The organism is Pseudomonas khavaziana, assembly GCF_036704165.1.
GTDB lineage: Bacteria > Pseudomonadota > Gammaproteobacteria > Pseudomonadales > Pseudomonadaceae > Aquipseudomonas > Aquipseudomonas khavaziana.
Genome location: NZ_CP129946.1, coordinates 5,749,290 through 5,762,497 on the forward strand (window position 1 = coordinate 5,749,290; position 13,208 = coordinate 5,762,497).

13 protein-coding genes are annotated in these 13,208 nt (G+C 61.3%); 7 read left to right on the top strand and 6 right to left on the bottom strand.

Going from position 1 to position 13,208, the window contains the following annotated elements; all coding sequences use genetic code 11:
• Entirely contained in the window at window positions 1–840 is an 840-nt protein-coding gene (locus tag QYQ93_RS25605; RefSeq protein WP_005791724.1) for an HlyC/CorC family transporter, read from the top strand.
• Between the two features lie 8 nt (window positions 841–848).
• Window positions 849–2,372 (top strand): apolipoprotein N-acyltransferase, encoded by a 1,524-nt coding sequence (gene lnt, locus QYQ93_RS25610; RefSeq protein ID WP_043047965.1) that lies wholly within the window; start codon window positions 849–851, stop codon window positions 2,370–2,372.
• Window positions 2,373–2,495: 123 nt separating this feature from the next.
• Here the strand turns inward: lnt and QYQ93_RS25615 are convergent, their stop codons facing one another.
• Both QYQ93_RS25615 and QYQ93_RS25620 read right to left on the bottom strand, forming a co-directional pair.
• Window positions 2,496–3,257, bottom strand: coding sequence for a YdcF family protein (locus QYQ93_RS25615; RefSeq protein WP_046069677.1), 762 nt, complete (start codon window positions 3,255–3,257; stop codon window positions 2,496–2,498).
• 97 nt (window positions 3,258–3,354) lie between these two features.
• On the bottom strand, window positions 3,355–3,672 hold the full coding sequence (locus QYQ93_RS25620) for a hypothetical protein (RefSeq protein WP_043047969.1): 318 nt from the start codon (window positions 3,670–3,672) through the stop codon (window positions 3,355–3,357).
• A 261-nt stretch (window positions 3,673–3,933) separates the two neighbouring features.
• Here QYQ93_RS25620 and leuS point away from each other — a divergent pair, with 261 nt between their 5' ends.
• The 5 genes from leuS to QYQ93_RS25645 all read left to right on the top strand — a co-directional run bounded on the left by leuS (window position 3,934) and on the right by QYQ93_RS25645 (window position 10,080).
• The gene (gene leuS / locus QYQ93_RS25625) at window positions 3,934–6,540 is read left to right on the top strand and encodes a leucine--tRNA ligase (protein ID WP_043047970.1); all 2,607 of its coding nucleotides are present in this window, start codon (window positions 3,934–3,936) and stop codon (window positions 6,538–6,540) included.
• Window positions 6,541–6,629: 89 nt separating this feature from the next.
• The gene (lptE, locus tag QYQ93_RS25630; RefSeq protein WP_043047972.1) at window positions 6,630–7,235 is read left to right on the top strand and encodes an LPS assembly lipoprotein LptE; all 606 of its coding nucleotides are present in this window, start codon (window positions 6,630–6,632) and stop codon (window positions 7,233–7,235) included.
• 39 nt (window positions 7,236–7,274) lie between these two features.
• The gene (holA, locus tag QYQ93_RS25635) at window positions 7,275–8,312 is read left to right on the top strand and encodes a DNA polymerase III subunit delta (protein WP_043047974.1); all 1,038 of its coding nucleotides are present in this window, start codon (window positions 7,275–7,277) and stop codon (window positions 8,310–8,312) included.
• Between the two features lie 215 nt (window positions 8,313–8,527).
• Entirely contained in the window at window positions 8,528–8,692 is a 165-nt protein-coding gene (gene arfA, locus QYQ93_RS25640) for an alternative ribosome rescue factor ArfA (RefSeq protein ID WP_003176285.1), read from the top strand.
• Between the two features lie 62 nt (window positions 8,693–8,754).
• Window positions 8,755–10,080: a lytic murein transglycosylase gene (locus QYQ93_RS25645; RefSeq protein ID WP_338475775.1), complete on the top strand. Its 1,326-nt coding sequence runs from the start codon at window positions 8,755–8,757 to the stop codon at window positions 10,078–10,080.
• A gap of 78 nt (window positions 10,081–10,158) precedes the next feature.
• On the opposite strand, the gene QYQ93_RS25650 is transcribed toward QYQ93_RS25645, so the two are convergent.
• The 4 genes from QYQ93_RS25650 to QYQ93_RS25665 form a co-directional block, all read right to left on the bottom strand.
• Window positions 10,159–11,076 carry an LD-carboxypeptidase gene (locus QYQ93_RS25650; RefSeq protein WP_338475776.1) on the bottom strand — a complete coding sequence of 306 codons (918 nt, stop codon included), beginning with the start codon at window positions 11,074–11,076 and terminating at the stop codon, window positions 10,159–10,161.
• A 150-nt stretch (window positions 11,077–11,226) separates the two neighbouring features.
• On the bottom strand, window positions 11,227–12,228 hold the full coding sequence (gene lipA / locus QYQ93_RS25655; RefSeq protein ID WP_161796506.1) for a lipoyl synthase: 1,002 nt from the start codon (window positions 12,226–12,228) through the stop codon (window positions 11,227–11,229).
• Window positions 12,229–12,254: 26 nt separating this feature from the next.
• Window positions 12,255–12,902, bottom strand: a complete 648-nt coding sequence (lipB, locus tag QYQ93_RS25660) for a lipoyl(octanoyl) transferase LipB (RefSeq protein WP_043047978.1) — start codon at window positions 12,900–12,902, stop codon at window positions 12,255–12,257.
• Complete coding sequence (locus QYQ93_RS25665; protein WP_043047980.1) at window positions 12,902–13,183, bottom strand: DUF493 domain-containing protein; 282 nt, start codon at window positions 13,181–13,183, stop codon at window positions 12,902–12,904. Before QYQ93_RS25665 ends, lipB begins: the two co-directional genes overlap by 1 nt.
• Window positions 13,184–13,208 lie beyond the last annotated feature (25 nt).

Genomic DNA, 13,208 nt, shown 5'->3' on the forward strand with positions numbered 1-13,208 from the left:
ATGAGCGAAGACCGATCGAGCAATGGGCAGAAGTCATGGCTGGGTAAACTGACCCAGGCTTTTGCCCACGAGCCGAAGAACCGCCAGGAGCTGCTGGAGCTGCTGCGCGAGGCCCACCAGAACAAGTTGCTGGACAGCGAAGCGCTGGCCATCGTCGAAGGCGCCATCCAGGTGGCTGACCTGCAAGTACGGGACATCATGGTCCCGCGTTCGCAGATGATCAGCATCAAGGCGACCCAGACCCCACGGGAATTCCTCCCGGCCGTGATCGACTCGGCGCACTCGCGCTACCCGGTGATCGGTGAAAGCCATGACGACGTCATGGGTGTCCTGCTGGCCAAGGACCTGCTGCCACTGATCCTCAAGGAAAACGGCGACAGCTTCAACATCAAGGACCTGCTGCGTCCGGCCACCTTCGTGCCTGAATCCAAGCGCCTGAATGTGCTGCTGCGTGAATTCCGCGCCAACCACAATCACATGGCCATTGTGATCGACGAATACGGCGGCGTGGCGGGCCTGGTGACCATCGAGGACGTACTGGAACAGATCGTCGGCGACATCGAAGACGAGCATGACGTCGAAGAAGACAGCTACATCAAGCCGCTGCCCAGCGGTGACTTCCTGGTCAAGGCGCTGACACCCATCGAGAACTTCAACGAGTTTTTCGACAGCGAATTCTCCGACGACGAGTTCGACACGGTCGGCGGTCTGGTGATGAGTGCGTTCGGGCATCTGCCCAAGCGTAACGAAACGACCGAGATTGGCGCCTATCGCTTCCGCATCCTGAATGCCGATAGTCGTCGTATCCATCTGATCCGTTTGACACCTATTGCCCGCTAAGGAATGACATGCAGCGCCTGAACCGCCCCGGCTGGCCCGGTAACCTGCTGGCCGTGGTAGCCGGCGCCCTCACTACCCTGGCGCTGGCGCCCTTCGATATCTGGCCTCTGGCGCTGGTGGCGGTCGGCCTGTTCTATATCGGCCTGCGCGAACTGACGCCCCGCCAGGCCCTGGGCCGCGGCTGGTGCTTCGGCTTCGGCCTGTTTGGCGCCGGTACCAGCTGGATCTACTACAGTATCCACCACTTCGGCGGCGCTTCGGTGCTGCTGGCGGGGTTCCTGATGCTGCTGTTCACCGCCGCCATTGCCTGGTTCTTCGCCCTGCCCGCCTGGTTATGGGCGCGCTGGCTGCGCCGCAATGAGGCGCCATTGGCGGATGCCCTGACCTTCGCGGCACTATGGGTCGGCCAGGAGGCGTTTCGTGGCTGGTTCCTCACCGGTTTCCCGTGGTTGTACTCCGGCTACAGCCAACTCGACGGCCCGCTGACCGGCCTGGCGCCGTTGGGCGGGATGTGGCTGATTTCCTTCGCCCTGGCACTGACTGCCGCGCTGCTGTGTAACCTGCCGCGTCTGTTGGCGAGCAAGCGCAATGCCTTCATCGGCGCGGGCCTGGTGTTGCTGGTGACCCCCTGGGCCATCGGCCTGGCCCTCAAGCATCACGCCTGGACCTCGCCTTCGGGCGCCCCGTTGAGCGTGGCCGCGATCCAGGGCAACGTCGAACAAAGCATGAAGTGGGACCCCGAGCAGCTCAACGCCCAACTGGCGCTGTACCGCGACATGAGCCTGAGCTCCAAGCGGGTCGACCTGCTGGTATGGCCGGAAACCGCAGTGCCTGTGCTCAAGGAGTCCGTCGAGGGCTATTTGGGGATGATGGGCAAGTTTGCCGCCGAGCGGAATACCGCGCTGATCACCGGCGTGCCGATTCGCCAGGAAGTGCACCACCAGAAGCGCTACTTCAACGGTATCACCGTGGTCGGTGAAGGTGACGGCACGTACCTGAAGCAAAAGCTGGTGCCATTTGGCGAGTACGTGCCGTTGCAGGATATGCTGCGCGGGCTGATTGCCTTCTTCGACCTGCCGATGTCCGATTTCGCTCGCGGCCCGTCAGACCAGGCCATGCTCCAGGCCAAGGGTTATCAGATAGCGCCGTTCATTTGCTATGAAGTGGTGTACCCGGAGTTCGCTGCCGGCCTGTCGGCCCAGAGCGACCTGCTGCTGACCATCAGCAACGACACCTGGTTCGGCCGCTCCATTGGCCCATTGCAGCACCTGCAAATGGCGCAGATGCGAGCACTGGAAGCCGGGCGCTGGATGATCCGCGCCACCAATAACGGCGTGACCGGGCTGATCAACCCGTTCGGGCAGATCACCGCACAGATCCCGCAATTCGAGCGTGGCATTCTCTACGGCGAAGTGGTGCCGATGCATAACCTCACGCCGTACCTGCAATGGCGTTCGTGGCCGTTGATTATTGTGTGCCTGGGGTTGTTTGGCTGGGCCCTGTTGGCTGGCCGGATGTCCAAAACGGTCTAACCGGACAAACACCAAACAGATGTGGGAGGGGCTTGCTCCCGATAGCGGAGTGTCAGTATCAAATGTACTGACTGACACACTGCTATCGGGAGCAAGCCCCTCCCACATTTTTATCCTACGGTGTTACTGATAAAACACCCGGTATCCCACCTGCCCCACCGCTTCATTGATCAACTGCCCGCTTTGCCATACCGCCTTGACCTCCGGCATCCAGCCGCCGAGCGGTCGGCCATGGTCCACGCCCAGAAAGCCCACCGGTCCGGGCACCACAGTGAAGCCAGCCTTCTCAAAACTCCATACCGAACGCGGCATGTGCCAGGCTTGAGTCACTACCACCACACGCTTGATGCCTTGGGGCAACAGAATCTCGGCGCTCATCTGGGCGTTCTCCCAAGTGGTGCGGCTACGCTCTTCTTTCCAGCGCACGCTGACACCGAAATCATCCTGCATCGACACGGCCATCATCTCGGCCTCACTGGGCGGCGTGCCGTAGTGCAAGCCGCCACTGGTCAGCACCGGCAAACCTGACGCCTTGGCCAGTCGCGCCGCATAACGCTCACGCTCCAAGCCAATGCCGGTGGGCTGGTCGCTGCCCCAGGCAATATCGCCACGCTCACGTCCCGAGCCCAGCACCACAATTGCATCGGCCCGCTGGGCCAGCGTAGCCCAGTCTTCGCGAGCCAAAGGCGGCTCAGTCTCGAGGGCACGAGCGCCCCATTGCACCATCACCGGCAGGCTGATCAACCACATCCCGCCCAGTCCGAGGGCAAAACATAATCCGGCCAGGCGCGGGCGACTGCGACGAAACCACCAGGCAAGAGCCAGCAACAGCAAGAAAATACCGGGCGGCAACAACAATTGCTTAATGAAATAACGAAAAGGCATCGGGCATCTCCAAAGATGCCCGAAGCCTAGATGCAACGGGGTTGAGCGACAATCTTTACCAGCTCGTTTCGAGAAAATTAACAGATGGCACTGTGCTTCACTTGCACCGTACGGACCGGGATTTTTCCGGGCCGCGACCGGCCGCCAGATCCTTCAGCCAGACAACCTTAGCCGAACGAGGAGGCTCTTGGGCTGGCGGGGAGGCCTGCCCATGAGAGGCGCGGTGGTGATTCAACTCCAGGTAGTTCTTGATCAGTTCAAGTTCCGCCTGGCTCAAGCCTCGCAACTCCAGCTCCAGAGGCCGTTCATCACGCAATCGGCCTGCGGTTCTTGCGGCATCCAATGCCCGACCCAAACGGTCGATCAGTCCCTCATACAACTGCGGTTTCGTTAAAGTTCGCTGCGATTCAACCATCCCCTCACCTCATTGAAGAAATACTTGCTCCCCACTAAACAGCGTAGCCCCCGTTGCTGCGCCTGCCCGCTGCCGCGACAGACGGCCCTTGCCGCGCAATCAGGGTTTCCCTCGATAGAGTGGGGTCATGTATGCTACGGCGCTTCCTGTAACTCCACTTCCCGCAGGGTTTGGGCACGGACGCGCCGCTTCTTGGTGTCGAACAACCCGGACAGTGCACCGAAGAGGATTAGGCCACCCCTATCCAGTTCAAAAGTAGCCATGCACGAACAATATCAGCCCCGTGAAATAGAAAATGCCGCCCAAACGTTCTGGGACGAGCAGAAGTCCTTTGAAGTCAGTGAACAGCCAGGCAAGGAGACTTACTACTGCCTGTCGATGTTCCCTTACCCCAGCGGCAAGCTACACATGGGGCACGTGCGTAACTACACCATCGGCGACGTGATTTCCCGCTACCAGCGCATGCTCGGCAAGAATGTCCTGCAACCCATGGGTTGGGACGCCTTCGGCATGCCGGCGGAAAACGCCGCGATGAAAAACAACGTGGCCCCCGCCAAGTGGACCTACGAAAACATCGCCTACATGAAGACCCAGCTGCGCAGCCTGGGCCTGGCGGTGGACTGGTCCCGCGAAGTGACCACCTGCAAGCCGGACTACTACCGCTGGGAACAATGGCTGTTCACTCGCCTGTTCGAAAAAGGCGTGATCTATAAAAAGAGCGGTACCGTGAACTGGGACCCGATCGACCAGACCGTACTGGCCAACGAGCAGGTCATCGACGGTCGCGGCTGGCGCTCCGGCGCGCTGATCGAAAAGCGCGAAATCCCGATGTACTACTTCAAGATCACCGCCTACGCCGATGAACTCTTGTCGAGCCTCGATGACTTGCCGGGCTGGCCTGAACAGGTCAAGACCATGCAACGCAACTGGATCGGCAAATCCAAGGGCATGGAAGTACAGTTCCCGTACAACGTCGATTCCATCGGCGAAGCCGGCGCACTGAAAGTCTTCACTACCCGTCCGGATACCCTGATGGGCGCGACCTACGTCGCCGTGGCCGCCGAACACCCGCTGGCCACCCAGGCTGCACAGAACAACCCTGAGCTGCAGGCGTTCATCGCCGAATGCAAAGGCGGCAGCGTGGCCGAAGCCGACGTCGCCACCCAGGAGAAAAAAGGCCTGCCGACCGGACTGTTCGTCGAACACCCGCTGACGGGCGACAAACTGCCGGTATGGGTCGCCAACTACGTGCTGATGCACTACGGCGACGGCGCTGTCATGGCGGTGCCGGCCCATGACGAGCGCGACTTCGAATTCGCCACCAAGTACAACCTGCCGATCAAGTCCGTGGTGCGCACCAGCTCGGGCGACACCAACCCGGCTCCGTGGCAAGACGCCTACGGCGAGCACGGCACGTTGATCAATTCCGGCGAGTTCGACGGCCTGGACTTCCAAGGCGCCTTCGACGCTATCGAAGTCGCGCTGATCAAGAAAAACCTCGGTGCCTCGCGCACCCAGTTCCGCCTGCGCGACTGGGGCATCAGCCGCCAGCGCTACTGGGGCTGCCCAATCCCGATCATCCACTGTGAGACCTGCGGCGACGTGCCGGTGCCGGAGGACCAACTGCCGGTCGTCCTGCCGGAAGACGTCGTGCCGGACGGCGCTGGCTCGCCGCTGGCGCGCATGCCGCAGTTCTACGAGTGCAGCTGCCCGAAATGTGGCGCACCGGCCAAGCGTGAAACCGACACCATGGACACCTTCGTCGAGTCCTCGTGGTACTACGCCCGCTACGCCTCGCCGCACTATGAAGGCGGCCTGGTGGAAAAATCCGCAGCCGACCATTGGTTGCCGGTGGACCAGTACATCGGCGGCATCGAACACGCCATTCTCCACCTGCTGTATGCGCGCTTCTTCCACAAGCTGATGCGCGACGAAGGCCTGGTGAGCTCCGATGAGCCGTTCAAGAACCTGCTGACCCAGGGCATGGTGATCGCCGAGACCTACTACCGCCGTGAAGCCAATGGTGCCTACACCTGGTTCAACCCGGCGGATGTCGAGCTCGAGCGTGACAGCAAGGCCAAGGTGATCAGTGCCAAGCTGAAATCCGACGGTCTGCCGGTGGAAATCGGTGGCACCGAGAAGATGGCCAAGTCGAAGAACAACGGTGTCGACCCGCAGTCGATGATCGACCAGTTCGGCGCCGACACCTGCCGCCTGTTCATGATGTTCGCCTCGCCGCCTGACATGAGCGCCGAATGGTCCGACTCCGGCGTCGAAGGCTCGCACCGCTTCCTCAAGCGCGTCTGGCGCCTGGCCCATGCCCATGTCAGCCAAGGCTTGCCGGGCAAGCTGGACGTCGCGGCCTTGAACGACGAGCAGAAAGCCATTCGTCGCAGCACCCACCTGGCCATCCGCCAGGCCAGCCAGGACGTAGGGCAGCACCACAAGTTCAACACCGCCATCGCCCAGGTGATGACGCTGATGAACGTGCTGGAAAAAGCCCCGCAGGCTACAGAACTTGACCGCGCGCTGATCCAGGAAGGCCTGGAAACAGTTACTCTGTTGCTCGCACCGATCACGCCGCACATCAGCCATGAACTGTGGAGCCGTTTGGGCCACAGCGGCGCCGTAATCGATGCCGCCTGGCCAGTGCAGGATGACAGCGCCCTGGTACAGGACACGCTGCAATTGGTCATCCAGGTCAACGGTAAACTGCGCGGCCAGATCGACATGCCGGCCAGCGCCAGCCGTGAAGAGGTTGAGGCCGCTGCACGTATCAACGAGAACGTGCTGCGCTTTACCGAAGGCCTGACGATCCGCAAAGTGATCGTGGTGCCCGGCAAACTGGTCAACATCGTCGCCAGCTAAATCGGATCGGGCGCGGGGCTTGGGCCCTGCGCCGAACTAAACCTTTAGGGCCTCGATATGGCCCACATGGTTTCAAGGGGAGCAACAAAATGATCAAACGCAATCTGCTGGTTATGGGCCTTGCCGTGCTGTTAAGCGCTTGCGGCTTCCAGCTGCGCGGCACCGGCACCAATGAGTTGTCGCTCAAGGAACTCGACCTCACCGCTCGCAACGCCTATGGCGAGACCGTGACCCAACTGCGCCAGACCCTGGAAAACAGCGGCGTGCACGTGTACAACGGCGCGACCTACAAACTGATCCTGACGGATGAGAAAGAAACCCAGCGCAATATCAGCTACGCCAGCGCCGGCCGTGCGTCAGACGTCGAGTTGAACACTGCGCTCCTCTTCGAAGTACAAGGTCGCGACAACTTGCCGCTGATGGGTGACAAGATCCAGGTGCAGAAGGTCGTCAGCCACGATGGCAACAACCTGGTGGGTTCGGACTCCGAGACTATTCAGGTGCGCAAGGAAATGCGTCGTGAGCTGATCCAGCGCATGATGACTCGCCTGCAAATGCTCACCCCGGAAAAACTGGCTGCCCTGCAGCAAACCGCCGACAACAAGGCCAAGGCTGACGCCGATGCCCTGAAAGCCGCGCAAGAGTATGAAGACAACACGCCGAAACAATCGCCTGTTGAAGTCCCAGTCGAGTAAGCCAGGCGGGGCGCCCCCGGCGCCCCGTTCGACCCGCCTATGAAACTTGCCCCCGCCCAACTCGCCAAGCACCTGCAAGGTGGCCTCGCGCCTGTCTATATTGTCAGCGGCGATGACCCGCTGCTGTGCCAGGAAGCGGCCGATGCGATCCGCACCGCCGCACGTCAGCAAGGCTTCGATGAGCGCCAGGTCTTCAGCGCCGACGCCAGTTTCGACTGGGGTACATTGCTGCAGGCCGGCGCCAGCATGTCGTTGTTTGCCGAAAAGCGCCTGCTGGAACTGCGCCTGCCCTCGGGCAAGCCGGGCGACAAAGGTGCGGCGGCGTTGATGGAATACTGCTCGCGCCCTGCCGAAGACACTGTACTGCTGATCAGCCTGCCCAAGCTCGATGGCAGCGCGCAGAAAACCAAGTGGGGCAAGGCACTGGTAGAGGGCCCGCAAACCCAATTCATCCAGATCTGGCCAGTGGACAGCAACCAGTTGCCGCAGTGGATTCGTCAGCGCTTGTCACAATCGGGGCTGGCGGCGACACAAGATGCCGTAGAGCTGATTGCTGCCCGGGTCGAGGGCAACCTGCTTGCCGCCGCCCAGGAGATCGAAAAGCTCAAGCTGATGGCCGAGGATGGGCAGATCACTGTCGAAACCGTACAAGGCGCAGTCGCTGACAGCGCTCGCTTTGATGTGTTCGGCCTGGTGGATGCGATCCTCAACGGCGAGCCCGCCCACGCCCTGCGCATGCTCGAAGGCCTGCGTGGCGAAGGGGTGGAACCGCCCGTGATTCTCTGGGCCCTGGCTCGGGAGTTGCGGGTACTGGCGAACATTGCCCTGCAATACAGCCAGGGCACACCCCTGGATAAATGTTTCAGCCAGGCCAGGCCACCGGTGTGGGACAAGCGCAAGCCCCTGATGAGCAAAGCCCTGCAACGGCACTCGGCGCAACGCTGGGCGCAACTGTTGCTGGAAGCCCAGCGCATCGACGCACAGATCAAGGGCCAGGCGGCCGGCTCGCCGTGGATGAGCCTGAGCCGTCTGTCGCTGTTGATGGCCGGCCAGCGCCTCACCCTGCCCGCCGAATAACCCTCTCTTAAACACACCATAGATCCAATGTGGGAGGGGGCTTGCTCCCGATGGCAGTGTGTCAGGAATTTATATTTCACTGATGTACCGCTATCGGGAGCAAGCCCCCTCCCACATTAGACCTGCATACCTTTCCTACAGATCGCCGGGCTTTACAGTCGCTCAACTTCGGCAGATTATTTGCCCGCTCCACTTAAACCAATGAGAGAACCATCATGAGCAAAAAGCCATCCAAGCATGGCCCCAACAAGGCCAAATCCATCATCGCCCAGCCCTTGTTCCGCAGCCGCCAGGAACGCGCCGGCAAGGGCAAAGGCAGCTACCGCCGCGAAGCCTTCCAGTCTAATAGCTGGGAGGCTTCTTACTTTCTGGCTGCCTGAAGGCAAGTGCCCCTCTGGCATGATAAGGTCTATACCTGATTTGTAACCCCCTGGACCTGTGCATGCCCTCTAGCCTTTCCCGTCGTTGGCACCTTCGCCAATTGATCGCTGCCTCCAGCCTCATTCTGCTCGTCGCCTGTGCGGAAAAACCTACCGCCGCGGACGCGCAACCCCTGCCCAAGCTCCAGACCGCACCGGCCATCGCGCCTGCCGTGGTTGCCCCGCTGGCGGTAGACAATCTCGCTATCCAACCGACCCAGACCTTTGCCGAATGGCAGGCGGGCTTTCGTGCGCAAGCCCTGCAGGCCGGGATCACAGCCGACGTCTTCGATAACGCCTTTGCCGGCGTCACCCCTGATATGGCGGTGATTCGCGCCGACCGCAGCCAGCCGGAGTTTTCCCGCCCGGTGTGGGAATACCTCGACGGCGCCCTGTCGCCGCTGCGTGTGCGCAATGGCCAGGCCTTGCTGGTCAAGTACGCCGATATCCTGCAGCGCATCGAAGAGCGGTATGGCGTTGATCGCCAGGCACTGGTCTCGGTGTGGGGCATGGAAAGCAACTTCGGCGCGTTCCAGGGCAACAACTCGGTGATCCGCTCCCTCGCCACCCTGGCCTACGAAGGCCGTCGCCCGGCCTTTGCCCAGGCGCAACTGCTGGCAGCACTGCAGATCATCCAGCATGGCGATATTCAGGCCGACCAGATGAAAGGCTCATGGGCCGGTGCAATGGGCCAGACCCAGTTCATCCCGACTACCTACAACACCCATGCGGTGGACTTCGACGGTGATGGTCGCCGCGATATCTGGAACAGCCCGGGTGACGCCCTCGCCTCCACTGCGCATTACCTGCAAAGCTCCGGCTGGCAGAAAGGCCAGCCTTGGGGTGTAGAAGTGCAGCCGCTTCCCTCGGGCTTCGATTACAGCCTGGCCGATGGTGGCGTGCGCAAGAGTGTCGCCGAATGGCTGCAACTGGGGATTCAGTTGCCACCCGGTGTGAGCCTGCCGGCCAACGTCGATCAATTGTCCGCCGCCCTGCTGTTGCCGGCCGGTTACCGCGGCCCGGCGTTCCTCGTGCTGGATAACTTCCGTGCGATCCTCAAGTACAACAACTCGTCATCCTATTCGCTGGCAGTTGGCCTGTTGTCGGAGCGGTTTGGCGGCGGCGGTGTGATTCGTGGCAGTTGGCCCAAAGATGAGCTGCCGCTGAGCCGCTCACAGCGTATCGACCTGCAAACGGCGCTCAGCGCCAAGGGTTATGACGCGGGTAATGCGGATGGGATTATCGGCGCCAACACGCGCAAGGCGATTCGAGCGGCGCAGCAGGCGTTGGGCTGGCCGGCGGATGGGTATCCGACGGTGAAGTTGCTGGAATCACTGCAGGACCGATAGATCTGCTTAGGGCAATTACCGCCATCGGGGGCAAGTCGAATCGTCGCACTGCCCCCGATAGGGTCTGGCAGGCGACCACTATTTACAGACTACATCCTGCTCCAGCACCAGCTGCTGCTCCCCCGCATCCAGGCGCACCAAAGCGCCCATCGGCAACGTGAGGTTCGGGTCGCAATGACCACTGCGCCAGCCTGCCAGCACTGGAATGCACAGCGGTTCGAAAGTCTGCTTCAGCAACCTCTCCAGCGCGACGTTATCCACACCCGCCACGTCGCCTACCAGCACACCGGCAACCTGGGCCAGTTTGCCTGCCAGGCGCAGGTGAGTCAGCAGGCGGTCGATACGATAGAGCGGCTCGTTGACGTCCTCGATAAACAGGATGATGCCTTCGGCGTCTATTTCATACGGCGTGCCCATGACCGCCGCGATCATCGACAGATTACCGCCCAGCAAGCGCCCACAGGCGATACCAGGCTCTATCGTGGTCAATGGGTAGGCCGCTGGGTGCGCAAGCACACTGCCGGCGCCCAGTTGGCCACGCAGAAGGCTGAACAAGGAGGATTCGGTGGGTTGCTGTTTGCCGCCAAGCAGGTCGGCATTGAGCATCGGCCCGTGGAATGTCACAAAACCAGCGTAGCGGTTGATTGCCAGGTGCAAGGCGGTGATATCGCTGTAGCCCACGAACGGCTTGGGGTTGGCGCGCAGCAGGTCGAAGTCCAGCGCATCGAGCAGGCGTGGCGTGCCGTAGCCGCCGCGCAGGCAGAGGATGGCATCGACTTCGGGGTTGGCGAAGGCGGCATGCACGTCGCGCAGGCGCACTGCATCGCTGCCAGCCAGGTAGCCGTCGCTTTCGTATACACCGGGATAAATGCGCAGGTCATAGCCACGGGCACGCATCCATTGCCCGGCTTTTTCAACGTCCAGTGCAGCAGGGCCGGCGGGGGCGATCAGGGCGATGGTGCCTTCAGAACGAAGGGCTGGAACGGCTGGCGTCATATACAACTCTCCCTAGTCAACGCGGAACGAAATGTGGGAGGGGGCTTGCCCCCGATGGCGTTGTGACAGTCAATTCATAAAGAACTGCTACACCGCTATCGGGGGCAAGCCCCCTCCCACATTGGACTTGCGGTGTTGCAAAGGCCTCTATCAGGAAACCAGGCTTGCCTTGACCAGCTTGGCCTGCTCATCGGCATGGTACGAAGAACGTACCAACGGGCCGGACGCCACATTCTTGAAGCCCATTTTGTAACCTTCCTCGGCGAACCAGGCGAAGGTGTCCGGGTGCACGAAACGCTGCACCGGCAAGTGGCTGCGGGACGGTTGCAGGTACTGGCCCAGGGTCAACATGTCGATGTCGTGTTCGCGCATGCGCTTCATGACTTCGATCACTTCTTCATCGGTCTCGCCCAGGCCGAGCATCAAGCCGGACTTGGTCGGGATGTGCGGCATCATCTGCTTGAATTTCTGCAGCAGGGTCAGCGACCACTGGTAGTCCGAGCCAGGACGCGCAGCCTTGTACAGGCGTGGCACGGTTTCCAGGTTGTGGTTGAACACATCCGGCGGCTCGGCGGCGGTGATTGCCAGCGCGACGTCCATACGCCCACGGTAGTCCGGCACCAGGGTTTCGAGCATCACGTTCGGCGATAGCTTGCGGATTTCGCGGATGCAGTCGGCAAAGTGCTGGGCACCACCGTCACGCAAGTCGTCACGGTCAACCGAGGTGATCACCACATACTTGAGTTTCAGGTCAGCGATGGCGATGGCCAGGCTTTCCGGTTCGTTGACGTCCAGAGGCTTCGGACGGCCGTGGCCGACGTCACAGAACGGGCAACGACGGGTGCAGATGTCACCCATGATCATGAAGGTGGCGGTGCCACCAGAGAAGCATTCGCCCAGGTTCGGGCACGAGGCTTCTTCGCACACGCTGTGCAGCTTGTGCTTGCGCAGCAGCGCCTTGATACGGTCGACTTCCGGCGATACCGGGATGCGCACGCGGATCCAGTCAGGTTTCTTCGGCAGTTCGGTGGTCGGGATGATCTTGACCGGGATGCGTGCAACCTTCTCGGCGCCGCGCAGCTTGACGCCGGCTTCCACCTTGGCACGCGGGGCCGGGGCTGGACGCTCGGTGATGTCCAGCGTCGGGATCATGGTTTGCACTGCATCAGTAGTCATAGTCAGTCGATTCCGCCCGTGAGGGTCGTCTGCTCAGCATAGTCGAGGTGTTTGACGAGCTGCGCACGCAGCCGGGCACTAACCTCGGCAAATTTAATCGGTGTGGCGTGGTCACTCAGCTGTGTCATCGCCAGCCCGGCGTAACCGCACGGGTTGATGCGCTGGAACGGTGCCAGGTCCATGTCCACGTTCAGGGCCAGGCCATGAAAGGAACAACCATGGCGAATCCGCAAGCCCAGGGAAGCGATCTTGGCGCCATCCACATACACACCCGGGGCATCGGGCTTGGCCGCGGCGCTCACGCCATAACTGGCCAACAGCTCGATCAGGCAAGCCTCCATGCGGCTGACCAGGTCGCGCACGCCAAACCCCAGCTTGCGCACGTCCAGCAATAGATAAGCGACAAGCTGACCGGGCCCATGGTAAGTCACTTGACCCCCTCGGTCGACCTGCACCACCGGAATATCACCCGGAAGTAGCAGATGTTCTGCCTTGCCAGCCTGGCCCTGGGTGAATACCGGCGGGTGTTCCACCAGCCAGATTTCATCCGGGGCCGAGGCGCCGCGCTCATTGGTAAAGCGCTGCATGGCATGCCAGACCGGCTCGTAGGCCATCCGGCCGAGCTCGCGAAAGCCCAGGACTTTTGACATCACAGCACCATGTGCACGAAGCCGGTGGCCCGCAGTTCGCTGTTGATGTTGTAGAGCTGGTCTTGATCGGTAGCAACGATGTGCAACTGGATCGTGGTGTACTTGCCGGTGGAGCTTTGACGCTCGTCCACGCGGTTGTCGTTGATCGTCGCATGCTTCCTGACGATCTCGAGAATCTTGTCCTTGCGGCCCACGCCGGTATCGCTGATCACCTTGACGGGATAATCCGTCACCGGGAATTCGATCTTGGGCGCCTTTACTTCTACTTCTTTATCGGTCATGGCGTAACGGCCTCGTAAGCGGTAA

Coding starts and splice junctions, on each gene's coding strand:
- lptE (WP_043047972.1), top strand. CDS start 6,630: ATGATCAAACGCAATCTGCTGGTTATGGGCCTTGCCGTGCTGTTAAGC.
- holA (WP_043047974.1), top strand. CDS start 7,275: ATGAAACTTGCCCCCGCCCAACTCGCCAAGCACCTGCAAGGTGGCCTC.
- lipB (WP_043047978.1), bottom strand. CDS start 12,902: ATGTCAAAAGTCCTGGGCTTTCGCGAGCTCGGCCGGATGGCCTACGAG.
- arfA (WP_003176285.1), top strand. CDS start 8,528: ATGAGCAAAAAGCCATCCAAGCATGGCCCCAACAAGGCCAAATCCATC.
- QYQ93_RS25645 (WP_338475775.1), top strand. CDS start 8,755: ATGCCCTCTAGCCTTTCCCGTCGTTGGCACCTTCGCCAATTGATCGCT.
- QYQ93_RS25650 (WP_338475776.1), bottom strand. CDS start 11,076: ATGACGCCAGCCGTTCCAGCCCTTCGTTCTGAAGGCACCATCGCCCTG.
- QYQ93_RS25620 (WP_043047969.1), bottom strand. CDS start 3,672: ATGGTTGAATCGCAGCGAACTTTAACGAAACCGCAGTTGTATGAGGGA.
- leuS (WP_043047970.1), top strand. CDS start 3,934: ATGCACGAACAATATCAGCCCCGTGAAATAGAAAATGCCGCCCAAACG.
- lipA (WP_161796506.1), bottom strand. CDS start 12,228: ATGATCCCGACGCTGGACATCACCGAGCGTCCAGCCCCGGCCCCGCGT.
- QYQ93_RS25605 (WP_005791724.1), top strand. CDS start 1: ATGAGCGAAGACCGATCGAGCAATGGGCAGAAGTCATGGCTGGGTAAA.
- QYQ93_RS25615 (WP_046069677.1), bottom strand. CDS start 3,257: ATGCCTTTTCGTTATTTCATTAAGCAATTGTTGTTGCCGCCCGGTATT.
- lnt (WP_043047965.1), top strand. CDS start 849: ATGCAGCGCCTGAACCGCCCCGGCTGGCCCGGTAACCTGCTGGCCGTG.
- QYQ93_RS25665 (WP_043047980.1), bottom strand. CDS start 13,183: ATGACCGATAAAGAAGTAGAAGTAAAGGCGCCCAAGATCGAATTCCCG.